Origin of the sequence: Clostridium sp. E02 (assembly GCF_003833015.1) — a bacterium.
Classification (GTDB): domain Bacteria; phylum Bacillota; class Clostridia; order Lachnospirales; family Lachnospiraceae; genus Lacrimispora.
Genome location: NZ_RJLQ01000005.1, coordinates 1 through 20,299, shown reverse-complemented (window position 1 = coordinate 20,299; position 20,299 = coordinate 1). Strand labels below are relative to the sequence as shown.

29 protein-coding genes are annotated in these 20,299 nt (G+C 35.8%); 9 read left to right on the top strand and 20 right to left on the bottom strand.

The window, feature by feature from the left end; all coding sequences use genetic code 11:
* Window positions 1–9 precede the first annotated feature (9 nt).
* The 13 genes from EFT72_RS19165 to EFT72_RS04505 form a co-directional block, all read right to left on the bottom strand.
* Window positions 10–147 carry a hypothetical protein gene (locus tag EFT72_RS19165; RefSeq protein ID WP_164473074.1) on the bottom strand — a complete coding sequence of 46 codons (138 nt, stop codon included), beginning with the start codon at window positions 145–147 and terminating at the stop codon, window positions 10–12.
* A gap of 11 nt (window positions 148–158) precedes the next feature.
* Window positions 159–575 carry a hypothetical protein gene (locus tag EFT72_RS04555; protein ID WP_124065730.1) on the bottom strand — a complete coding sequence of 139 codons (417 nt, stop codon included), beginning with the start codon at window positions 573–575 and terminating at the stop codon, window positions 159–161.
* A gap of 9 nt (window positions 576–584) precedes the next feature.
* Window positions 585–1,055, bottom strand: coding sequence for a phage tail tube protein (locus EFT72_RS04550; protein ID WP_124065729.1), 471 nt, complete (start codon window positions 1,053–1,055; stop codon window positions 585–587).
* 13 nt (window positions 1,056–1,068) lie between these two features.
* On the bottom strand, window positions 1,069–2,406 hold the full coding sequence (locus tag EFT72_RS04545) for a phage tail sheath family protein (RefSeq protein WP_124065728.1): 1,338 nt from the start codon (window positions 2,404–2,406) through the stop codon (window positions 1,069–1,071).
* 309 nt (window positions 2,407–2,715) lie between these two features.
* Window positions 2,716–3,129, bottom strand: coding sequence for a hypothetical protein (locus EFT72_RS04540; RefSeq protein WP_124065727.1), 414 nt, complete (start codon window positions 3,127–3,129; stop codon window positions 2,716–2,718).
* Window positions 3,114–3,476: a hypothetical protein gene (locus EFT72_RS04535; protein WP_124065726.1), complete on the bottom strand. Its 363-nt coding sequence runs from the start codon at window positions 3,474–3,476 to the stop codon at window positions 3,114–3,116. The genes EFT72_RS04540 and EFT72_RS04535 overlap by 16 nt, the downstream gene beginning before the upstream one ends.
* An 83-nt stretch (window positions 3,477–3,559) precedes the next feature.
* Window positions 3,560–3,745 carry a DUF4177 domain-containing protein gene (locus EFT72_RS04530; protein WP_124065725.1) on the bottom strand — a complete coding sequence of 62 codons (186 nt, stop codon included), beginning with the start codon at window positions 3,743–3,745 and terminating at the stop codon, window positions 3,560–3,562.
* A 287-nt stretch (window positions 3,746–4,032) separates the two neighbouring features.
* Window positions 4,033–4,263 carry a hypothetical protein gene (locus tag EFT72_RS04525; protein WP_124065724.1) on the bottom strand — a complete coding sequence of 77 codons (231 nt, stop codon included), beginning with the start codon at window positions 4,261–4,263 and terminating at the stop codon, window positions 4,033–4,035.
* Window positions 4,264–4,527: 264 nt separating this feature from the next.
* Complete coding sequence (locus tag EFT72_RS04520; protein WP_124065723.1) at window positions 4,528–6,399, bottom strand: DUF927 domain-containing protein; 1,872 nt, start codon at window positions 6,397–6,399, stop codon at window positions 4,528–4,530.
* A 1-nt stretch (window position 6,400) separates the two neighbouring features.
* Window positions 6,401–6,886, bottom strand: coding sequence for a CHC2 zinc finger domain-containing protein (locus EFT72_RS04515; protein WP_243109947.1), 486 nt, complete (start codon window positions 6,884–6,886; stop codon window positions 6,401–6,403).
* A gap of 190 nt (window positions 6,887–7,076) precedes the next feature.
* The gene (locus EFT72_RS19160; protein WP_164473073.1) at window positions 7,077–7,262 is read right to left on the bottom strand and encodes a hypothetical protein; all 186 of its coding nucleotides are present in this window, start codon (window positions 7,260–7,262) and stop codon (window positions 7,077–7,079) included.
* Between the two features lie 77 nt (window positions 7,263–7,339).
* Complete coding sequence (locus EFT72_RS04510; protein WP_124065722.1) at window positions 7,340–7,591, bottom strand: hypothetical protein; 252 nt, start codon at window positions 7,589–7,591, stop codon at window positions 7,340–7,342.
* Window positions 7,588–7,770, bottom strand: a complete 183-nt coding sequence (locus EFT72_RS04505; protein ID WP_124065721.1) for a helix-turn-helix transcriptional regulator — start codon at window positions 7,768–7,770, stop codon at window positions 7,588–7,590. The genes EFT72_RS04510 and EFT72_RS04505 overlap by 4 nt, the downstream gene beginning before the upstream one ends.
* A gap of 249 nt (window positions 7,771–8,019) precedes the next feature.
* On the opposite strand from EFT72_RS04505, the gene EFT72_RS04500 reads away from it, so the two are divergent.
* The 4 genes from EFT72_RS04500 (at window position 8,020) to EFT72_RS04485 (ending at window position 11,037) form a co-directional block, all read left to right on the top strand.
* Window positions 8,020–8,346, top strand: a complete 327-nt coding sequence (locus EFT72_RS04500; RefSeq protein WP_124065720.1) for a helix-turn-helix transcriptional regulator — start codon at window positions 8,020–8,022, stop codon at window positions 8,344–8,346.
* 19 nt (window positions 8,347–8,365) lie between these two features.
* Window positions 8,366–8,842: an ImmA/IrrE family metallo-endopeptidase gene (locus EFT72_RS04495; protein WP_124065719.1), complete on the top strand. Its 477-nt coding sequence runs from the start codon at window positions 8,366–8,368 to the stop codon at window positions 8,840–8,842.
* A gap of 55 nt (window positions 8,843–8,897) precedes the next feature.
* Window positions 8,898–9,737, top strand: coding sequence for a KilA-N domain-containing protein (locus tag EFT72_RS04490; protein ID WP_124065718.1), 840 nt, complete (start codon window positions 8,898–8,900; stop codon window positions 9,735–9,737).
* Between the two features lie 166 nt (window positions 9,738–9,903).
* Window positions 9,904–11,037, top strand: a complete 1,134-nt coding sequence (locus EFT72_RS04485; RefSeq protein WP_124065717.1) for a site-specific integrase — start codon at window positions 9,904–9,906, stop codon at window positions 11,035–11,037.
* Window positions 11,038–11,113: 76 nt separating this feature from the next.
* Here EFT72_RS04485 and EFT72_RS04480 read toward each other — a convergent pair whose 3' ends face one another.
* Genes EFT72_RS04480 through EFT72_RS04460 form a run of 5 tightly spaced genes read right to left on the bottom strand, consistent with a single transcriptional unit; the run spans window position 11,114 to window position 15,331 of the window.
* Window positions 11,114–12,391, bottom strand: coding sequence for a 4Fe-4S binding protein (locus EFT72_RS04480; protein ID WP_124065716.1), 1,278 nt, complete (start codon window positions 12,389–12,391; stop codon window positions 11,114–11,116).
* Between the two features lie 27 nt (window positions 12,392–12,418).
* Window positions 12,419–12,847, bottom strand: coding sequence for a DUF2000 domain-containing protein (locus EFT72_RS04475; protein ID WP_243109946.1), 429 nt, complete (start codon window positions 12,845–12,847; stop codon window positions 12,419–12,421).
* Complete coding sequence (locus tag EFT72_RS04470) at window positions 12,834–13,772, bottom strand: DMT family transporter (protein WP_124065715.1); 939 nt, start codon at window positions 13,770–13,772, stop codon at window positions 12,834–12,836. The genes EFT72_RS04475 and EFT72_RS04470 overlap by 14 nt, the downstream gene beginning before the upstream one ends.
* 27 nt (window positions 13,773–13,799) lie before the next feature.
* Window positions 13,800–14,438: a hypothetical protein gene (locus EFT72_RS04465; protein WP_124065714.1), complete on the bottom strand. Its 639-nt coding sequence runs from the start codon at window positions 14,436–14,438 to the stop codon at window positions 13,800–13,802.
* A gap of 59 nt (window positions 14,439–14,497) precedes the next feature.
* Complete coding sequence (locus EFT72_RS04460) at window positions 14,498–15,331, bottom strand: AraC family transcriptional regulator (protein WP_124065713.1); 834 nt, start codon at window positions 15,329–15,331, stop codon at window positions 14,498–14,500.
* Between the two features lie 920 nt (window positions 15,332–16,251).
* On the opposite strand from EFT72_RS04460, the gene EFT72_RS19155 reads away from it, so the two are divergent.
* Both EFT72_RS19155 and EFT72_RS04455 read left to right on the top strand, forming a co-directional pair.
* Complete coding sequence (locus EFT72_RS19155; protein ID WP_164473072.1) at window positions 16,252–16,404, top strand: hypothetical protein; 153 nt, start codon at window positions 16,252–16,254, stop codon at window positions 16,402–16,404.
* 239 nt (window positions 16,405–16,643) lie between these two features.
* The gene (locus EFT72_RS04455; protein WP_124065712.1) at window positions 16,644–17,180 is read left to right on the top strand and encodes a GNAT family N-acetyltransferase; all 537 of its coding nucleotides are present in this window, start codon (window positions 16,644–16,646) and stop codon (window positions 17,178–17,180) included.
* Window positions 17,181–17,269: 89 nt separating this feature from the next.
* Here EFT72_RS04455 and EFT72_RS04450 read toward each other — a convergent pair whose 3' ends face one another.
* Window positions 17,270–17,629 (bottom strand): RidA family protein, encoded by a 360-nt coding sequence (locus tag EFT72_RS04450; RefSeq protein ID WP_124065711.1) that lies wholly within the window; start codon window positions 17,627–17,629, stop codon window positions 17,270–17,272.
* A gap of 139 nt (window positions 17,630–17,768) precedes the next feature.
* Between EFT72_RS04450 and EFT72_RS19895 the strand changes: the two genes are divergently transcribed.
* The 3 genes from EFT72_RS19895 (at window position 17,769) to EFT72_RS04440 (ending at window position 19,369) form a co-directional block, all read left to right on the top strand.
* Window positions 17,769–18,194, top strand: a complete 426-nt coding sequence (locus EFT72_RS19895) for a hypothetical protein (protein ID WP_347561839.1) — start codon at window positions 17,769–17,771, stop codon at window positions 18,192–18,194.
* Between the two features lie 22 nt (window positions 18,195–18,216).
* Entirely contained in the window at window positions 18,217–18,492 is a 276-nt protein-coding gene (locus EFT72_RS19890) for a hypothetical protein (protein ID WP_347561845.1), read from the top strand.
* Between the two features lie 61 nt (window positions 18,493–18,553).
* The gene (locus EFT72_RS04440; RefSeq protein WP_124065710.1) at window positions 18,554–19,369 is read left to right on the top strand and encodes an alpha/beta hydrolase; all 816 of its coding nucleotides are present in this window, start codon (window positions 18,554–18,556) and stop codon (window positions 19,367–19,369) included.
* A 126-nt stretch (window positions 19,370–19,495) separates the two neighbouring features.
* Here the strand turns inward: EFT72_RS04440 and EFT72_RS04435 are convergent, their stop codons facing one another.
* Window positions 19,496–19,903, bottom strand: coding sequence for a GNAT family N-acetyltransferase (locus EFT72_RS04435; RefSeq protein WP_124065709.1), 408 nt, complete (start codon window positions 19,901–19,903; stop codon window positions 19,496–19,498).
* Between the last annotated feature and the right edge of the window lie 396 nt (window positions 19,904–20,299).

The window sequence follows — 20,299 nt, the reverse complement described above, 5'->3', positions numbered from 1 at the left end:
GGTCCTCCTCTACTTCTTGGGTCTGCTGTTAATTTCTTTTACTGCCATTTGAAACAACAATATTTTCTCATTTTCCGGAAGGTCTACAACTTCCCCGGGGAAGCGTCCATGATTGGCAAACATATAGTAAGCCAGCTGCACGTCCATATCTCCCCCGTTTAAGAGTTTTTTGCTTCTTCCTGCTTATCTTCTAAATCTTTCATGCCATTTAACTCTAGGATTGCTTCTGACAGGCGGTTATACTCTCCAATGCTAAGCATTTGGGAAGGAACCTCCAGCGGATCCTCTGTTCCATAATACTTACAGATCTCCTGTTCCCCAAAATCCGGTTCCTGTACGCAGGCATGAATGAGCCTTTTGGTATACAGGAAATGATTCAACTTTTCAACCGGAGTTCCGTTCATTTTAACCGTCTCCCTACTCATTTTTGCAATTTTTTCATTTTCTTTCTGTGAAATTGCTTTAATAACGAAAGGGACAGGCTTTCCTTTTTCATCTTTAAAACGTTGGGAAACAATGACCTCTTTTGTTTCTCCCGCTACTGATGGCTGTAAAAATGCTTTTAATGCGCTCATAAATTCCTCCTATTCTCCCAACTGCTTTGGGGATGAAAATGCGTTAAGAATCTCAACATTCGTGAAGCTAAATGAGATATCCATTGTCAAAAACTCTGTGTCAGCATCCAAAATGGCAATAGGAAGCTTCTGAAGCTTTACATTATAAAGGGCTACCGTTTGGCTTCCAATTGAGCTGCCTTCATCTTCATTTGTGATCTGAATTGTAAAATAGGGAAGCTTGCCTGTTTTCAAATAAGCCCTAAGCATATTTAAAAACTCTGGTGTCCCATAATAAACAGTTGCAGAGCCAGTAAGTGATACGCCGGAAGTCTTTTTCTGTACCAAATTGGTACCAACTACCTTAAAATCTGATTCTTGGAACTCTGCATCCGCCTGAATCTTCTTTAAACCAAACATTTCCACGTTCCTACCATCAATCACAGCAAAAGCCCGGCCAGCTTTTCCGTTTAAGGCATCACGTTCTAATAAAAAGCTCATAATCTACCTCCTGTTAATCTGTAAGGGTCGCCGTGATATAAATCTTTTCTACGGCTGCTACGGGCTGGATTGCCAGTGTTATCACAACGGAATTGATCTCCTCACCTGCTCCCACAACCACATCATCTGCAATAAAGTTCTGAATACCACCATTTGCTTGGATCTCATTCAAATGTCCTACAATCCAGACTTTCAATAAATCTCTGCCGGTTGCATTATTCTGCGTCTTACCAATAAAATTTTTGGAAAAATTTTTATAGATGTCATTTACTACCGTGTCTACGATCCGGATCACCTGATTTAAACGAAATGCTTCCCCCCTATCTGAGGTATAAGTGGTTAGTGTGTTAATATCAGACATAATCTTTACAGAGCCAAACTCTTCAAAGAATACAATCTGACCCTTGTCCAGGGCTTCGTCAATCTCGGAAGAAGTCAATCGGGGAGATACATTTTCAGCGTCTGGATACTGCCCATACACCAAAGATTCATTGTAATTAGCTCCTGCCTCCGCGCCACCAACCCACCATGACGTCTGCTGCGGAGTAAGAATGGTTCCGTCAGAAAGTATTACTCCGTTTTTAACACAAATGATCGCTTCGGAATTACTCTCAATACCTGCCATAACAGCCTGACACTTCTTACCTAGATTATCTCGCATTCTATTAACAAAAGCCACATAAGCGGATTGTACCGCGCTGTCAGCTCCATCATAGATCAAAACATTAAAGGAAAAAGATTCCAAAACGGTTAAAAACGCGGAATATGCTGCACTACTTACAGTCCCGTCACTGCCACCCGTAAGGGGCGCTCCTGCGCTGTCCACCAAGTCTCCAGTTCCAGAGAATATAACCCAGTCATTGCTCTTTAGGTCTGTTACTTTTTTCCCATACTGGGAATGCTTTACCGTTCCATCAACTACAGTCTGCACTATAAAGTTTCCTGCGTTATCAGGATCCGTAATAATGGAAATAGAAATATCATTTCCCCTTACACCGTTATATTTTGCGGTAACAGTAAGTGGTTCAATCGTTGCGGTAGCTTTAACTGCGTCTGTGGCACTGGGGCGATAAAGTAATACTTTTACTGGTCCGGTAGTCCGATCGCTCCCCTTAAAAATTTCTCTTAAAAACAGTGCTTTATTATTGGTGGAGTCATACCCAATGTAAGGAGTAAAATCATTGCCTACATGAATGGTCATAATCTCACCCTCTGGTCCCCAGGATAACGGCTCACAAATCGCAACTATACCCCGATCTCCAACACTGACCGCCTGTGTCATACTCGATTTCACATTAATATACACTCCCGGCTGTTTCTTATTTTGACTAGTCCAAGTTTCACCTGCCATCTATTTCCCTCCTTATTTTCATAAAAATTGTTTAATATTTTCTTTGCATCTTTGACACTATACGCAGGCTCAAAAAGTAACACCTTAGCAAAATCAAGCTTTGTAGTACCCCCCCCATGCCTTAGCCATGTCACCTGTTCCTAGCTATACGCTAAGAGCCTTAAAACAGGCAAATGTCTTGGCAGAGTATAAACCGGGCGAATCGGCCGCCAAGCCGTTACACCCGGCAATCGCAGGGGGAGGGCATCGGCTTAAACCTTTTGACCTAATTATATTCTAAAACGATATTTCCGATGTAAACGATATATTTTATTTAATTCCTGACTCTTTAAAATACTTGTCCCTAATATAAAGTCTTGGATAATCATGGTTTCCCTTAAATCCTGTCTTTGCCGCTATCTTAACCCAGTTCATATCATCTATGTACCTCATGCGGAAGACACAACGAGTTTGCCCGTCCTCAATGGCATTGATCCACTGCTCTATTGCTTCTATTATCTCCTTCTTGCGTTCTAGGACTTTTTGCCTATGTTCATACAACGGCCAATCGAATCCTACTACACTCTGGGGCTTAGGATATCCATCTCGGTAATCGAAAATAATATCATTCCCAATTCCAGAATCCGTGGTTTGCATTTCTACAAGCTCGTATTCCAACACAGGAATCTCTCGTTTCGTTTTTTTATAGTCCTCCAGCAATTTCCTAGTTATCTTAGTCTCCAAACTGTCACCTCCTTCCTTTTAGGCTCATAATAAACTCCCGAACTAAACAAATGCCCCTGTCTATCGCAATCACAGTTCTCACGTCCGCAATCAACAGGCCAGTGTTTACGACAGATCAAGCATAGCTTTTCCGTTACTACAGGCTGTATCCCTTCTGGATGATTTGATCTGTGTTCTGGTGATTTCTTAAGTTTCGGATCCGAACACAAACTCGTATATGTATAAGCCGGCATTCTTGCACTGAAGCTCATAACCGGCGGTGCCTTTATCGCTACAGCCATTTCAGCCTGCAAAGCTTTTTCCCGTTTCACTTTCTCTTCTCGCTGTTCTTTTGATGATTTTCTCAATGTATCCCTCCTTTTGGGCAATAAAAAACTATCAACCGAATTTAATAGCTGATAGTCAAATAGTACTTTTATGATATTATAGGTTAAAAATCAATTTCAAATATTAAATCAATATCTTTTATTTTCCCATAATCCGTTATATTGGTTGGGATATACCCCACAAAACGATATCCCTTATCAGCATATTCATTAATGATTTTTCTATGCTCTTCTGATTTCGCTCCAATAAATTTACCGATATGCACATTTACATATTCATATTTTTTCATAATAATTGCCCCCATATATTCTCTAATATCTATATTCTACCACAACACTACCAACTATCAATATTCAATTATCAATGTACAAACTTCCTTTCACAATCTCTTCACAGATCCATCAAATTCCCGTCACATTTCCCCGGTATATTAATACTTGTAAAGAGGCAAACAACCTTTTCATATGAAACTTTTTTTCATACTGCCGGCAGGAATCCCCATCTTGTCGGCTTCTTCCTTTTTTATGGATTTTTCATACACTCAAAATGTATGTGCAGCTTACTCCGCCTTTCTTTTTAGCAGACACCTTTCTCACACTTTTTCATTCGATCACTCAGTTCTCCAATAAGCTCACGCATATTGCAAACTACCAATGGGCAATGATTATATTTCTTCATCAAGTCTTTTCCTTCTTGAACGATAACCTCCCAGTCCTTGGAATCTCTTGCAGGAACGTTATCTCTCCATTTCTTCCAGAAAACATTATGTATCTCGTTAAATATGTTCTTGATTTCTTCGTTTGACATGACAAAACCTCCTAAGTAACCTTAATTATGGTTACAGTAACCTACATTTTAATTTTATAGGTTACCGCTTTAACCCCTGTAAAATAAGGCTTTAAGCACTACAGTAACCTAGTAACCCACTTTTTTAACTTTCCCTACGTAGGAGACATTTTTTATAAAATATTGTTAAATATAATACTAAAATCATAAAATTATTTTTCTATATATAGGGGGGTGTTTTTTTAGGTTACTGGGTTACTGCCCCCTAAAATCTCCATTAAACCCTTATAGAATCGAGTTTTCAGCCTGATCCACCTTTACAAATCCATCCTTGTCCGCATCATCATTCAATTTTAGAAATACACAACGCACCTTATTTCCTTTGAAACTCTTAACTTTATCCATCTTTTTACCGCTGCTTTCTGCCTGGATCAGCCCCTTCCGATTAGCCCATGAAAGGAATGAGGCCCGTGAAAATCCACCTTCTTTACAAAGTGCAGTAAATGCCGTAGCGTAAACAATGGCATATCCATTCTCGATCACGCCCCACTTCTCAGTGTTTTCATTCTGCATGTCAAACCGTGCCGGATTCATGGCAATCTTGTCCAGGATAAATTGATAGCAGCGTTCATTGTCGGAAAGCTCATTACGGTCGATAAGTACCTCTTTCGCCTCTTCCAAGCTGATCTGTTCACCGTCCTTGAACAGATACTCTGTAGCAATTTTATCCGCTGTCAATATGATTGAAAGAGATAGGCTTTGCTTTTGCATCTTCTCATCATCAGCTAATTGTTGCATAAAATCTTTCTGTATTTTTTTTATTTTCTCCCAACCAATTTCCTTAATTGCATCTATAAACTCACGTCCAGCAAAACCATAGTTTCCCTTAATTATTTCAAGAGTCCTTGACACATCCTTAAAAACTCTAAGGCCACATTCAAGCTCAAGAATACGGTTAATAGCGCCACCTTGTGTTACATAAGAATTAAGCGGTCTTTCTCCATTTGTTAAAATGCAATTCTTCCAGTGGCTCTCTCGATTAAGTCCCAAATCTTTATTCGAACGGGTCTTTCCTTTTCCAGAACACAGATCATATACCAGTCCTTCAAAGTTATCTTCAATCTTACGGTTCTTTTTACTGGTATCGTCCAAAATAAGAGGGAGATTATTTAGTAAGTCACTAATCGCTTCTAAACCCACTTCTGTTCCTTTATAATCTTTTATGTACGCATTCTCAGCTGGGTCTGCCCAGATAGACGTTGCCACCATAGTAGAAACACTCTTTCCACCCTCTGATTCTCCCCACAGATCTACAAAAAACGGGAGTCCGTTTAACGGTTGAACCAATACACTTGAAAAAGAAGCTGCCAACATAAACTTTACTTCGATTCTACCTGTATTACGCAGTTCTAAAACATGCTCAAACCACTTATTACGGCTTCCGACTTGCGCTACACTCTCCGCAATCTGCCTGAACCTTGCGTCCCCATCAAAAACTATTTCTGTATCGTATGGCAAGAAACCATTCCGAATCCAGCCAAGCTTAGACGTAGAATACTGAACTGCGATATGCTCTTCATTGGCATTTTCTACATCAGCCAAGTATCGCACCAAGTACTTTGCATTCTCACTGGTAACCGCAATTCCACGGCCTGACAGAGAAACTATTTTATTTGCCGATGTGACCATGGTCTTTGGAATAATGATTTCTTCCCACCGGCCATTTCGTTTATAAGCCAATTTTATCTGCTCCTCTCCTGTCTCCAAGTTCTTAAGTCGTTCGATTGGAAGAATCGGATGATAACAGGCCAGGATATCCGTGTATCCGGTTGATGGATTTTTAAGGCAGATCCCGCCTTCGGTCGCAAGCCATTCTTTGCATTGCATATTGTCATAGGGACCTTTGAAATTTGTCCAGTTATCAAGAATACAAGGTTGATTCGTCCGTTCCTTTTCCTGGCGCTTCATTTCTTTTTCTACTCTTTTATACGCTGCTACCATTTCTCTAAATTCTGTTTTTACCTTTAACTCTGCAGCTTTTAAACCGAGGGAAGCGAGTAATTCCGCTCTGCACAGCTCATCTTCCTGGTCAAAAACTTCTGTTAATATTTGATTGGATAATAATGTTTTTGCCGTGAGCTCATTTAAGGGCACCATGCTACCACCTCGCTTCCATTTCATTTAATTCTGACTGTATATAAAGCTGATACTGCAGGGCATTGTAGCAATCACACCAGACAGCACTGAAAGGCTCTGAACGGTCCATATATGCCCGGTAGATACCGATAAGCATACAGTTAAGCCATTTCTTTCTCCCAAGACGTTCCTGTTCTTTGTGAAGCATACTCCGCCGTTTTTGAGACTTATAAACGCTCATACGAGAGGAAAACGTGGGGTTCTCATAAGCTCCGCCCAAAATTCTAAATGCTACCTTAAATGTAACATTGTCCATCATTTGAATGAATGAGAATATATCCCCGTTGGCTCCGCAAGCATGACAGTGAAAGTCTTTGTCATATACTTTTAAAGAAGGGCTTCTATCACCAGTGTGAAACGGACAGGAAATAAACCCCCTCCTGTTTGGTTGAAAGCCGTAGCGTTCCACAACATCCTTCATGCTGTATGTATCTTTAATCTCTTCCACTGTCAGAGGGAACACCTCCTAATCGTTCAATTATCTTTTTGCCCGTAGTCTTTAAGATCTTTTCCAGTTTCTCTCCAGTAACCACTTTCACGCCTATTTCCTGCGCTCGTTTCAGTTCGTCCGTAAATCTTCCTGCAAATCCCTTGCAATAAGGGTAAAAAGTGTTTAAGAGTTGACGTATGCTCCTTTCCTATCCCTTACTATCTTCTGCCAATTTAAGTAGATATTGGTCCCACTTCGCAATGTCCACCTGCCACTTGCGACCGACGCGGATTGCAGGTGATCCCTTCCGTTTAAACAATCCTTCTATTGTATTGTGACTTATTTCGTGACGCTCCACGCAGTCCTTAATTGTTAGAAATTGTTTGTCTGGCATTGCTCTCCCCCCTTTTATTATCCTTGCATGGATACCGTCTGAAACGATCAGGACAGCGATTGCGGTATCGACAGGATTTAAACAATAATCTGCGTTCTATATGTATCACCATTCCTTTTTTGTGAAATTTTCCAAATCTTCCTAAACAGTAAATACAGGCTCCTACCAGAGCTGAGTACAAAAGAAAGGAGAAATGCAAGATGAACTTTATCAATAGCTCTTTTTTCCGTCCTTATTGAAATCAACTTTTCTCTACCTCCAAGAACAAACTTGCTTAACTCTTCCAGTGCATCCGGAAACTGCTGAACTTGGGTCACTAAATCATTCATGAGCCCTCCTTTTCTATGTTCTCTAAAAAATAATTAATTGGAACTTTAAAATGCTCTGCCAACACCATAAGCTTATCTACTTTCGGCATCATTTTTCCTCTCTTCCATTCACTAAAAAAAGATGATGGAAAATCTAACGTTTTTCCGAGTGCATAGAATGAGACTCCATTCCTCTCCACAAGATTCTCCAACTTTCGAAAAGAATCAACGGAACTAAGCAAAAAATCACCCACTTTCTCAAAAATTCTACTTTTTATATTGACTTTAGCTAGAAAATTCTATATAATCGAAATTACTACAGATCAATTATTAAAAGCTAGAACTTACTTCCTAGGATTTTCTAACTTATACGCATAGTATAGCTAGACTATTCTAGTTTGTCAACTTTATTTTTAGAATTTTCTAGTTTTTTTTGAAAAGGAGATACTATGTACGAGATTTTTTCAAAACTATTAGAAACTCGGGGCGTAAAAGCTGCCGACGTTTGCAGAGGAACGGGACTTCCGTCATCACTGTTTAGTGAATGGAAAAGGGGGAAAAGTACTCCAAAAGCAGATAAAATGAAAAAGATAGCTGACTATTTTGGCATTACGGTAGATTATTTGATGACTGGGGAAAAATCCAAAGATTATACTACTGAGCTATCTGCAGTTGAGACACTGGCTGCTCATTTTGATGGCGAAGAACTTTCTGAAGAAGAAATGGAAGAAATTATGAGTTACGTTGAGTTTGTGAAAAGCCGGCGTAAAAAATAACATTATACGGGGACAATTAATGAATGATTTAGAAAAACTTGAGCAAAAGGCATATGAAGAAAATATAGAAGTTGATTACATTGATTTTAAAAGTGAAAATATTCTTGGGTTATATTATGATGGGACGATAGCCGTTAATTCAACTTTACCTAATACCATTCTTAAAGCCGATGTGTTAGCAGAAGAAATGGGACACTATTATACGTCATCTGGAAATATAATAGATAACCAAAAAATCTCAAATCAAAAACAAGAGCGTACTGCCCGATTATGGGGATACAATAAAAGAATTGGATTGGAAGGGCTTATCGATGCTTTTAAAGCCCACTGTGAAAGTATGTACGATATTGCAGAGCATCTGAATGTTTCTGAAAACGCATTAAAAGAAGCGCTTGAATATTATCGACAGATTTATGGTACTGGTGTTATGATAGATAATTATATGATTCAGTTTGAACCATATATTCAAGTCCATACATTAATGACTGTAAAATAAGATTAAAATAGCCTATGGCTTTTTAATAAAAATCTTAAGAAAAGAGAATATGAGTATGAAAATTAGTGCTAAAGGTACTGAAATACTTATCGTTGACAATCGCAACGGCGAAGACTATATTTCAATAACTGATATTGCTAGATATAAAAATTCCAATGATCCAGCTGGAGTAATTGGGAATTGGCTTAGAAATCGAAACACTCTTGATTTTCTTGGATTGTGGGAGCAAATGAACAATCCTGATTTTAAACCCCTCGAATTCGAGGAGTTTAAAAAACACGCAGGAGAAAACTCATTTACTCTTTCTCCCCAAAAATGGATAAACACTACCTGCGCAATAGGTCTTATCTCTCGTTCTGGCCGTGGCGGTGGAACATTTGCGCAAAAAGATATTGCTTTTGAATTTGCTTCCTGGATATCTCCAGAATTTAAGTTATACATAATTAAAGATTATCAGAGATTAAAATCCGACGAGGCAAAACGACTTGAAATTGGTTGGGATACCAAACGGGAGCTCTCAAAAATTAATTATCGCATACACACAGATGCGATAAAAGAATTTTTAATTACTCCAGAAATAACCAATCAAGAAAAGAGCCGGAAATACGCAACTGAAGCTGACGTTTTAAATATGGCTTTGTTTGGAATTACAGCGAAACAGTGGAGAGAAAAAACAGGAAATAACAAAGAAAATATGCGTGATCATGCAAGCGTTGAACAATTAATTGTACTCGTAAACCTCGAAAGCATGAACGCTGATTTGATTCGCCAAGGATTGCCTGCAGATGAGCGCCTTCAAAAATTAAGAAATATTGCTTACTACCAGTTACGCTCGTTGGAATCTGGTAACGTGACCAACAAATTAAAACAGAATATTCAAACTAAACTTAAATAGCAAAAAACCGCCCGGCGCTACCAACACCGAACGGCTTCATATAGATTTTCTCTCACCGGACTTCCGGAAAGATATATCCACTTCATCAATGGAATTATATCATTTTCGAAGCGTCCTGACAAGAGGGCGTTATTTTTATACTCAAAAATAGAAAGGAAATGATAATATGGCTGAAAAACGAAAGAAAAGAAAGGACGGACGATATGCAAAACAGGTAACTATTGGGATAAAGAATGGGAAATCGATTCGAAAAACCCTGTATGGAGATACCTTAAAAGAACTGGATAAAAATTACCGGGATTTCATGAGTCTAAAAGACAAAGGGATAATCCTCCAGGAAGAGAACATCACCTTTCAGGAGTTATCAGATCTGTGGCTTGCAAATGAAAAAGTGGGTCGTATTAAAGATCAATCCATTCATGTAATAAAAAGCCAGCTGCGAAGTATAAACGACCTTGTGGGAAACATTAAGGTAAAAGACTTAAGACAGAGCCACATCGAAGCGTTTCGCCGGACGTATATAAAGATGGGTAAGACAGCCAGGTATAACCAGTGCTTGATTACGATTCGTGCGATTATGCGGTATGCCGTTCGTAAAGACATCGTGGCAAGAGATGTTACCGAGGGTCTGTTAAAGGCTAAGCATGAAGTAAAAACAAAAAGATCCCTTACCAACGCAGAAAGAGATCTTATAGACAAAGCCGCCTTTAATAAGTTTGAACGCTGTTTTGTAAGTCTGTTGCTTTATACTGGCTTGCGTAAAAGTGAAGCATTAGCTCTGAACCTGTCAGATTTGGACTTCACCCATAAAAAAATTAACGTGTGCAAAACGCTGATCACAAGCAAGAAAGTAAATAATTGCCTACAGGATAATACAAAAACCAAAGCAGGAAAGCGGCAAGTGCCAATCCCCTCTCCGTTACTACCCATCTTAGAAGAATATGCGTCTGACCGAAAAGGGATCCTGTTTCCCTCCCGCACAGGTGACTACATTGGGAATGGATCTATGTGTAATCACTGGAGCAACATTCTTAAAAAACTACAAGCGGTAAGTAATACCCCATTGGCAGAGGACATTACTCCCCATACATTCCGACATACCTATGCCAGCGACTTATATAAATCTGGGATAGATATTAAACAAGCGCAATACTTACTCGGACATGACGACATCAAGACCACCCTGGACACTTACACCCATTTTGGATACGCAGATGTAAAAGTGGACAAACTGGAATCCTATTACAATGCAGTCAAGATGCAGTCAAACGAGAATATAATCCCCCTGAAACACGCATAGATAAAGGGTTTCAGGGACTTGTTGAAAATTTTTATCTTTTTTCTTAATTATATTGTATAGTTGGCTAAAAATGGTCTTAATCTTTATGTTTCATTATATAGTGAACAAATTTTGAATCTAATTGATTTAAAGCCTTATCTTGATCCTTTTGTGGCAATGTGGATATTACTTTCACAACTAAATTCAAGAAGCTTGTACCATATTGTTCTCCATTATCATATACAAATTCAGCAAGCTTATTTCTCTCAAATGCTCTTAGCATCAATAATTCTATCTTTGAGTCTGGTACAAAATTCGTTTTTTCACGTCTTTCTAACGTAATATCACTCTGCGGACATGCCGATGCACAAACTCCACACCCAATACATCGGTTCGTATCTATGTAAATTCCATTTGAATTACTTGATATCGCATTCACCGGACAAACTTTTTCGCATAATAAACAATTTACGCAATTTCTCCCTAATAGCTTAGGCTTAAAATCACTTGGATTGACAGCTGGAAAATCAAATTTATTAATTGCATTTAGAGCACCACAGCAACACTTACAACAGTTACATATCCATGCTGGTTTATTTTTCACATTATCAACCAAATGTACAAGATGATGTTTTCTACAATCTTTCAAAATTTCTATTGCTTCCCCTTTAGAAATTTCTCTGCCAAAATTTCTTCTAATAACAAATCTACCAAAGTCATCTAAAGATAAACATGTTTCCATTGGTGCAGAGCATCTTTTACCAAGATGTTCCGCTTTATGCCGGCAAAAACAATTAGAGACAGAAATAATTTCTGCTTTATTAACAATCTCTACAACTTTTTCCCATTCATAAACCGACGGTATTAAATCTTCTTTTATCAATGAATCATAAACCAACGCTCTCCCCAAAGCTGTCTTCCCAGATCCATGAACTTCTTTTACAAAAGCCTCACTATTTCCACCATAAATGGAAAGTGCATCTGCCAAATCCTTTTGAGATACTTTTTGATCCCCCATTTTCATCATTGTCAACTCAAGAAATCCGACAATAGGAGGCGATAGAGAATATAACACTTCTTTTGTCTCTGGATTAATAAGATCCATAACTATGCCCTTATCCGCCATATGATCAAGAATTTCCTTTAGCTTGTCCTTCGAAATATCTTTCTTCTTTGCAATTGTTTCAAGTGATGCTGGAAAAGTAGGCAGCACCGAACCGATCATTGCCTCTTCTGGTGTATATAATAGTTCAAGAATTGTTACCCAGCCCTTACGAGCTGTCTCATTCTCTGGTTCTGGAAATCCAACAACATTTTTATCTAATCTTTTAGAAAGTTCGTAATATTCCTGTTTCATATTTCCTAAGTGTCCCATATGATTCCCCCCTATAGCATTGATTATCTAACGCAAAAGTGGCATATTTCCCGTTAATCTATTTAAAATTTTCTTAGGTCCATAGATCCCTATCCCTAAATATTCAAATTCGTTTGAAGAAAGATTTTTGACTTTAGAAATATAATCATTATAATCAGTACAAGTCTGTGCCGTTTCTGAAAAATCTATAATTGTTAACTCATCCGCATAGTTTGTTCTTATTTCCTCTAATAATTTTTTGATTTTTTCTATCGTTCCCTTTAAAATTGGAATTGGAATATTGGTAATTCCTACGTGACATTGATTGGAAGCATCCATGATATCCTCACCTATTATGCAATTATGCTTGTACCCCATTGTCATTCCAAGAATAGCTGCTGTATTAGCGATCAGTCCAACCGGTAATTCAGAATCAATGACAAGGACACATTTATTTTCTATTTCAGTTGTTTTCAAATGAATCTCTCCTTTTTATTATGGTTAAAAATTTCAATGGATTTTTTAATCCATTTTGTGATATATACAGGCCCGCTAATATAAAGCATCCACCTAATATAACGATCAAAGTTATTTTCTCACCTAGTACGATTATGGATGTAATAGCCGTTATAAGTGGAACGATATAAATATAATTACTTGCTTTGATCGCTCCAATATAATTGACTCCTACATTCCACATAACAAAACATAAAGCAGAAGCTATTAGGCTTAAAAACAGAATATTAAACGCCACCGTCGGAATCATTAATTTGTTTACATGTAAGTCGATTTTAAAATACATAATGATAGGTATCATACACAGTACACCGTAAAAAAATATTTTTCTGGTTATGTAAATGTTATTATAATTATATTTATTATTAATTTTTTTAAGTATTACGGAGTAAATTGCCCAAACAAATGCGGCCAATATTGCTAATAAATCTCCCATGGGATTTAGCTTTAGTACAAAATTCCCATTAAACAATACTAAAAATATTCCTATCATTGCAATTAAAAAACCAAGGACCAGTTTTTTGGTAAGCCCTCCGTGTTCTATAAAAAAATTGCTCAATATAGCTGTTAGTATTGGTGCAACAGATATAAATAATCCAACGTTTGAAGCAAGTGTATATTTCAATGCAACATTTTCAATCATGTAATATAGAGTAACTCCTGATATTCCTGCACTAATAAATAATAATTCTTCACGAAATTTATGTAGTTTTTTAAATTTGGGGTGAATAATTATTAAAATAAAATAAGCCATTACAAATCTATAAAACAATATTTCAATTGGTTCTAAATTCTGCAAAAGTACTTTTGTAGAAATATAGGTAGTTGCCCAAATCACCATAGTTAATAATGCCAATAAATTTCCAATTGAATTCTTATCTTTCATGCAATCCCCCTTATGTTCAATGCGTTCTTATAAAGTATCCTTTTGCTTAAACAAAGACCAAACAATAATAGCATTATATGTTTTAGAAATAAATTTAATGTTTTTATTAGAATAATGATTGAAAGAAGTTCTGTTCGTTATAGCCAAATCCACTTCATCATTAATTAAACAGATAACCGCTTCTGTTGTGGAGTTTGTTTTTACTTTTTCAACCATCTCATTTTTTAGCTCACCATTTGATAAATACTCAATTATATTTTCAACTGCTGGACAACATGCAATCCTTGTTTTCCTGTTTTTAATCGGCACGTAGTTGCTTTTACACACCAATCCATATTCCGGTGTTGGAAATATAAAATTCAAATTATTCACAAATCTATTATTCCAGTAAAAATCAGTCACTCTTTCATATGCAGTTGGTATCAGGGCATAGTTAATCAGCCCTCGATTCAAGGCGTCATATACATCAAGAAAATTATTTTTCAAACTTGTTTCTATCGTGATCGTTTTATCACATTTTTTAATAAAACAACTTAAGTATTTCAGAGCTTGTTCACTACTGGTTCCACATGGTCCTAACGTTCCTATTCTTATCTTATCATTCGTTACTATTTCCTTAAAAAAGTAATTATACTGTTCATAAAATCCATTTAACAATTCATTCATGATATAACCTCCAAACCAAGAAATATAACTTGTCATGTAACGTTATAATATAAATCAATTTATTTTAAGTTTAATCCAATATGTCCAAATATGTTCCTATATTGTTTCGGCGTAAGCCCTATTAACTTTTTGAAAAAATTGCTAAAATGACTTTGATCTACAAAACCTGTCTCTAGTGCTACCTCCACTGGTAAAGTACCTTTTTCCAAAAGCTTTTTTGCTTCACTTATTCGGATTGCCATAAGATAATTATATGGTGATATCCCCTTTTGTTTTGTAAAAGAGCGTAATAAACAATATTTGCTTATTCCTATAATATTTATTAAGTCAAGCAGTTTAATCCTCTTCCTATAATTATTTTTCATATAATCACATATCGTTTCAATTTCTGTATTATGTTCAAATAACTCGTCAGAATAAGAAGCATTGGAATGTTCTGTTATCAACTGTTCCATCAAGAAGAAAAATAGCTCCTCTTTTTCAAATTCCTTTTCCTCTTGCATTATCATATAATGAAGGTTCCGTAATAAAGGCAACAAATCACTATGAAACAATACATTCTCCGTAAAATGTGGCAGATAATTTTTCTTTGTTATCTCTAAAGTAGTTTTCAACATAATATCGACTTGAATATTAATGCAGCGATAATCCAAAGATCTATTATCTATTTGTTCACACTCATGATTGTCATTTGGATTAAATAGTAGCAGATCACCAGTCTCAATTTTATATGTTTTATTTTGACACGTTAAACTTCTTGCCCCGTCTTCAATAAAACCAATTACATAATATTCATGAAAATGATTGGGAAATTTTTGCGATATGCCTTGAAAGCGATATGCCTCAATATTTAAATCTTCATCTAAATAAACATTTCTAATTTCTTTTTTCATTGTAACTTCCTCCTTTCTATGATTTGGTACAATATTAACACAAGTATAGTAAGTTTTTATTGTATGATATTGTCTATGCTTTTTTATGAGAGAAAAACACATCGCAAAAAACAACAAAGTTCTTACATCCCTTTGATGCATAAAATTTTGATTTACTTTATATTACAATACAGCATACCCTTCTAACTATCAATATTAAGTTTTAAACGTACATTACTTCTTTCACAAACTCTTCACAGTTTTATCAAATTCCCGTCACAATTTCCAGTTATATTAATAATTACAAACAGTTTAACAACCTTTTTATATAAAACTTTTTTTCATACAGCCGGCAGGATCCCCATCTTGTCGGCTCCTCCCTTTTTTATGGGTTCTCCATGCACTCAATAGGTGTTTGTAATTAACTCCGTCCCACTTTAACATTGATAGTCGTAACAATTGATAGTTTGAAAGAAGATCTTAAAGCATTGCCTAATAGAAAGACTCTAGATGACTAGTTCTATATTGGTTTTTATAATAATGAATTGCTTGTTGCAGTAATGAATTTAATATTTGGGTATCCCAATGCAGATACCGCCTTTATCGGTTTCTTTATGATGAATCACAGTGTACAAATGAAAGGTGTTGGTACTTCCATCATTTTAGAAGTCTGTCGATACTTAAAAAAAACAGGGTTTTCCTATGTAAGACTAGGGTATGTGAAGGGTAATCAACAATATCTTGAAAATGTTTGCACTGGCTAACTGGATTTGCAGCGTAATCAAATTATCGTTCTCCCATCAATGCAGCTTAGAGCTGTTCCAAAACTTTTTTCCATACGATACCTTCAATGCTTAATTATTAAAAAGATATGAAATTATACTGAGTTTGTGATGAATAAAAGAATATATTTCAGTCCATACTACCTAAGAGGTGATAATATGGATAAGGGGCAACAAGAGAAACAAGAACAGAGAAAATCCAGTGATTTGTTCAACTCCATCACGGAAAAAGTAAATCCAGAGAACCAGAATCAAACCCATAATTCCCGCAGGGAAGGCATGGGGCCAAATACAAAGAGAAGACCAAGTTAAGCACCCGAAAGGGTGCTTTTCTATTTCTCAAAGAGCTTATTAAAAGAGTAGATTTAATTAATTAATAGCAGAAAACACGATGAGCATAATTAAAATGGTTACAGACAAATTATATGGTTATTTTAAAATTTATCACACGATTAAGAATAAATCTATGTACATTGAGAACTTAATATTGATAGTTCGTAAGTTTGGTGGTAGTCTATTTATGAATATTTTTATAGAACACGAGGTTCAAAATGCGAGAATTGTTTTTGAAAACAAAACGGATTGGCTTTTCAAGATGGAATGATTTAGATTTAAATTTAGCTATTCAGTTGTGGGGGGACAAAGAAGTTACCCAATATATTTGTGCCACTGGTATCTTTACAAGAGGAGCTATCATTCACCGATTGGAAACAGAAATTCAAAATGATAAATTGCATCACATACAGTACTGGCCTATTTTTGAACTCACAACAGAAGAATTGATTGGCTGTTGTGGCATTCGTCCTTTTGATTCTGAAATACATTCCTATGAGCTTGGATTTCATCTGTGTAAAAATCACTGGGGAGTGGGATATGCTACCGAAGCGGCAAAAGCAGTTATTGACTATAGTTTTGATGTTTTAAAAGCAGATAAATTGTATGCTGGACATCATCCACAAAACGAAGCTTCCGAAAAGATATTGACCAAGCTTGGTTTCCAATACATAGGAAAAAACTATTATAAACCAACGAGATTGTATCATCCGTCATATGAATTAGTAAATGAAAGCCAAATGTGGGTCCTGTAATAAACCTCTTTTGATCTTATGAATTATTATTACATGGTTGCTACTAATTAGCACAGTACCGGCTATTTACCATATACGAACTTAGAATTTTAATGGTTTGGTTTATATGCAATGCCATCCATTTGGCATAAACAAGATTTACCAACAAAATCAGTCGTTGTTGTCATTCTTGCAGGTGCTCCATTTTTAAAATATTCTTTAAATACATCAGCTGCTAGCCGAAAATCAGAAATGTCCCTTAGATAAAGATTTATTTGCACCACTTCATCTAGAGTTGCACCAGCAGTAGCAAGTGTATTCTCCATACTTTCAAATGTCTTTCTCATTTGGTGGACAATATCTTCTTTCTCCTGCCCTCCCCCATGATGAGCCAGGAATATGTAATCTCCGACAATTACGCATGACGAACAAGTCTCATCGCCGCAATGACTTGGCATTTTTTTAATCATATTAAACCCCTTTCTCAATACAGAACTAGTGTTCTTTTATCATAACACACTTGTAGCCAATATTCAATTATAAGAAAGTATAAACATCTAATAATGTGCGGTCAATAAGTGTATTATTTATATTTTAGGAGGTGTGGCAATGGAAAATTCCAATCGATTTATATGTGCATTAAAGAATAACGACTTGAAAACGATTCGTAACATCCCTAAAGCTGATTTACATAATCATTTTGTTTTAGGAGGTAGTCGAGAATATATTCAAAGAAAAACAGGCTATAATATCCAACCCATTCAATCAGTACTGTATTCTATGACTGATATGCATATATGGAGTCACGAAAATATAGGTTGCCGATTTAATTGCAAAGATATGCGTAAGCTACTTATTGAGGCAACCTTTGAACAAGCTAAAAATGATGGAGTATCTATTTTGGAAATAGGGGAAGATGTATGGGGATTAAGTGAGTTCTTTTCCAATGATATCGATGAGTTAATAACAGCTTTTCGCACTGCGAATCAAACGATTGCCCATATTGGGGAATGGGGAACTGCTTTCATTAGATGAAGTTCAACATGGAATTGCTGCTGTGGAATCATATGAGGTTATAAATTATTTAATAAATCACAACATTACTTTAAACATTACCCCTACAAGTAATCTTTTGTTAGGAAGGGTTTTGGATATGAAACACCATCCCATTGGTAAATTGTTTCGGTCTGGTGTTAAAGTTACTATTAATTCCGATGATATTTTAATGTTTGGAAGCGATGTTTCAAAAGAATACTTGACGCTGTATCATAATGATGTATTAACACCGGATGAGTTAAATGAGATTAGAGTAAATAGTTTATGTAAATTATGATCACGTTGTAAATAGAAATAATTCTATCTTAAAACAAAAAAGAATGTGAGGCATAAAAAATATGATATGTAAGATAGATAATCATCCTGTTTACTATCAGGAATTTGGTACAGGAAAGCCAATACTATGTATTCATGGATTTCCAGAAGATCATAGAACAATGACTGGGTGTGTTGAACCAATTATGGCGTCTTTAGATAATTACCGAAGGATTTATATTGATTTGCCAGGATTAGGTAGCACTAAGATGAATGCTAGTATAAAAAATGCAGATGATATGTTAGATTTTTTAACCAATTTTATAAGAGAAGTTATTAAAGATGAAAGCTTCTTATTAGTGGGGCTTTCTTACGGTGGGTATCTATCATTGGGAATGATGTTAAATTCGGGTTTAAATATAAGTGGAGTATTCTTAATATGCCCTTGTGTAATAAGTAATCAGGAGAGTCGTAACCTAGCACAAAAAGAAATTCTTGTTTTAGAAAAAGATTTAAAACCTAAAGATAGTGAACAGAATGAATTCCAAGATTTTATGGATTATGCGGTTATTGCTACTACTAAAACATGGGAAAGGTATAGAAACGAAATCATGCCTGGACTAAAAGACGCTGATGTGAATTTCATCAATACATATCGTAAAGATGGATATGGTTTTTCTTTTGAAGCATCGTTAAAAGATATAAACTTTAATAAACCTATTGTTGTAATAACAGGTAAACAAGATAATTGTGTGGGTTATGAAGATACTTGGAGATTAGTAAAGCATTTATCACATTTAACCTTTGTGTGCCTTGATAAGGCAGGACACAATCTACAAATAGAAAATAAACCATTATTTGATTTTCATTTTCATGATTGGCTAAATAACTGTAATTAATAATATTAATAGATAAATTCTCATTTTTATATAAGCATTATTTAAAACCTTCTAACTACCAGTATTATGCTGGTAGTTTTTATTGAGGGTACTATTATTAAATATCAAAAGAGAGATCCTATTTTTTCATTTTTTTTGGTAAAACACAATAGTCATACCATCTTTTATCTTTTTCTCTTGTCCTGTAAACTTATAACCCATAGACTCATATAAATAGCATAATTTTTTTTCTTGTTTAATTGTATCTAATCCCCAAATTTTCGCCCAAGGATATAATAATTCCACTTGTTTTAATATCCTCTTGGCATACCCACAGCCTTGATATTCGGGCAGAATGAACATGTTTGCAATTCTGCATTCCTGATTCGAAAGCCTAACAACTCTAATCACCCCAATTTTTTTATCTTCAAGTACAATAAAATAAAAATCCGTATATTTATCTTTCATTTTTTTTGCTATCACATCAACTGATTCAGATCCTGGATTTGTTTCATAGTCTTTATATTTTTCAAGAAGATCTATTGATACTTCCATAAATTCCCCTCCGATATAGCATAAATATTCTTCATAAATAGTCTACCACTATACTTACGAACCATCAACTTCAAAATGGCTTGGCCCTATTCTCTAGTTTCCGTTTAATACTTATTGAATATAATACAGTAAGCGCCAAATTACGATGTTAACTTTTATAGTCCAGCTAATAAATGTCAATAGTGAATTAAAAAATATTTGATATTTACAATGAAACAAAATAGGGCAACTTTAATAGACCCTTTGATATTTCATCAAGTGGCTGGCTCGAAGGAGGTATTCATTACATTAAGCAGCGACGTCGCATCTCGCTTTTAAGTAATTCTTTTGATGTTCTTCTGGTGTGATGATTTGAAACTCTTTTTCATCACGAAGAATGGCAAATACTATGTTACA

What these genes read in the sequence shown, in the direction of transcription:
- EFT72_RS19165 (WP_164473074.1), bottom strand. Translation starts at nt 147, where the DNA reads ATGGACGTGCAGCTGGCTTACTATATGTTTGCCAATCATGGACGCTTC.
- EFT72_RS04555 (WP_124065730.1), bottom strand. Translation starts at nt 575, where the DNA reads ATGAGCGCATTAAAAGCATTTTTACAGCCATCAGTAGCGGGAGAAACA.
- EFT72_RS04550 (WP_124065729.1), bottom strand. Translation starts at nt 1,055, where the DNA reads ATGAGCTTTTTATTAGAACGTGATGCCTTAAACGGAAAAGCTGGCCGG.
- EFT72_RS04545 (WP_124065728.1), bottom strand. Translation starts at nt 2,406, where the DNA reads ATGGCAGGTGAAACTTGGACTAGTCAAAATAAGAAACAGCCGGGAGTG.
- EFT72_RS04530 (WP_124065725.1), bottom strand. Translation starts at nt 3,745, where the DNA reads ATGAAAAAATATGAATATGTAAATGTGCATATCGGTAAATTTATTGGA.
- EFT72_RS04525 (WP_124065724.1), bottom strand. Translation starts at nt 4,263, where the DNA reads ATGTCAAACGAAGAAATCAAGAACATATTTAACGAGATACATAATGTT.
- EFT72_RS04520 (WP_124065723.1), bottom strand. Translation starts at nt 6,399, where the DNA reads ATGGTGCCCTTAAATGAGCTCACGGCAAAAACATTATTATCCAATCAA.
- EFT72_RS19160 (WP_164473073.1), bottom strand. Translation starts at nt 7,262, where the DNA reads ATGCCAGACAAACAATTTCTAACAATTAAGGACTGCGTGGAGCGTCAC.
- EFT72_RS04510 (WP_124065722.1), bottom strand. Translation starts at nt 7,591, where the DNA reads ATGAATGATTTAGTGACCCAAGTTCAGCAGTTTCCGGATGCACTGGAA.
- EFT72_RS04500 (WP_124065720.1), top strand. Translation starts at nt 8,020, where the DNA reads ATGTACGAGATTTTTTCAAAACTATTAGAAACTCGGGGCGTAAAAGCT.
- EFT72_RS04495 (WP_124065719.1), top strand. Translation starts at nt 8,366, where the DNA reads ATGAATGATTTAGAAAAACTTGAGCAAAAGGCATATGAAGAAAATATA.
- EFT72_RS04490 (WP_124065718.1), top strand. Translation starts at nt 8,898, where the DNA reads ATGAAAATTAGTGCTAAAGGTACTGAAATACTTATCGTTGACAATCGC.
- EFT72_RS04485 (WP_124065717.1), top strand. Translation starts at nt 9,904, where the DNA reads ATGGCTGAAAAACGAAAGAAAAGAAAGGACGGACGATATGCAAAACAG.
- EFT72_RS04480 (WP_124065716.1), bottom strand. Translation starts at nt 12,391, where the DNA reads ATGGGACACTTAGGAAATATGAAACAGGAATATTACGAACTTTCTAAA.
- EFT72_RS04470 (WP_124065715.1), bottom strand. Translation starts at nt 13,772, where the DNA reads ATGAAAGATAAGAATTCAATTGGAAATTTATTGGCATTATTAACTATG.
- EFT72_RS04465 (WP_124065714.1), bottom strand. Translation starts at nt 14,438, where the DNA reads ATGAATGAATTGTTAAATGGATTTTATGAACAGTATAATTACTTTTTT.
- EFT72_RS04460 (WP_124065713.1), bottom strand. Translation starts at nt 15,331, where the DNA reads ATGAAAAAAGAAATTAGAAATGTTTATTTAGATGAAGATTTAAATATT.
- EFT72_RS19155 (WP_164473072.1), top strand. Translation starts at nt 16,252, where the DNA reads ATGGATAAGGGGCAACAAGAGAAACAAGAACAGAGAAAATCCAGTGAT.
- EFT72_RS04455 (WP_124065712.1), top strand. Translation starts at nt 16,644, where the DNA reads ATGCGAGAATTGTTTTTGAAAACAAAACGGATTGGCTTTTCAAGATGG.
- EFT72_RS04450 (WP_124065711.1), bottom strand. Translation starts at nt 17,629, where the DNA reads ATGATTAAAAAAATGCCAAGTCATTGCGGCGATGAGACTTGTTCGTCA.
- EFT72_RS19895 (WP_347561839.1), top strand. Translation starts at nt 17,769, where the DNA reads ATGGAAAATTCCAATCGATTTATATGTGCATTAAAGAATAACGACTTG.
- EFT72_RS04440 (WP_124065710.1), top strand. Translation starts at nt 18,554, where the DNA reads ATGATATGTAAGATAGATAATCATCCTGTTTACTATCAGGAATTTGGT.
- EFT72_RS04435 (WP_124065709.1), bottom strand. Translation starts at nt 19,903, where the DNA reads ATGGAAGTATCAATAGATCTTCTTGAAAAATATAAAGACTATGAAACA.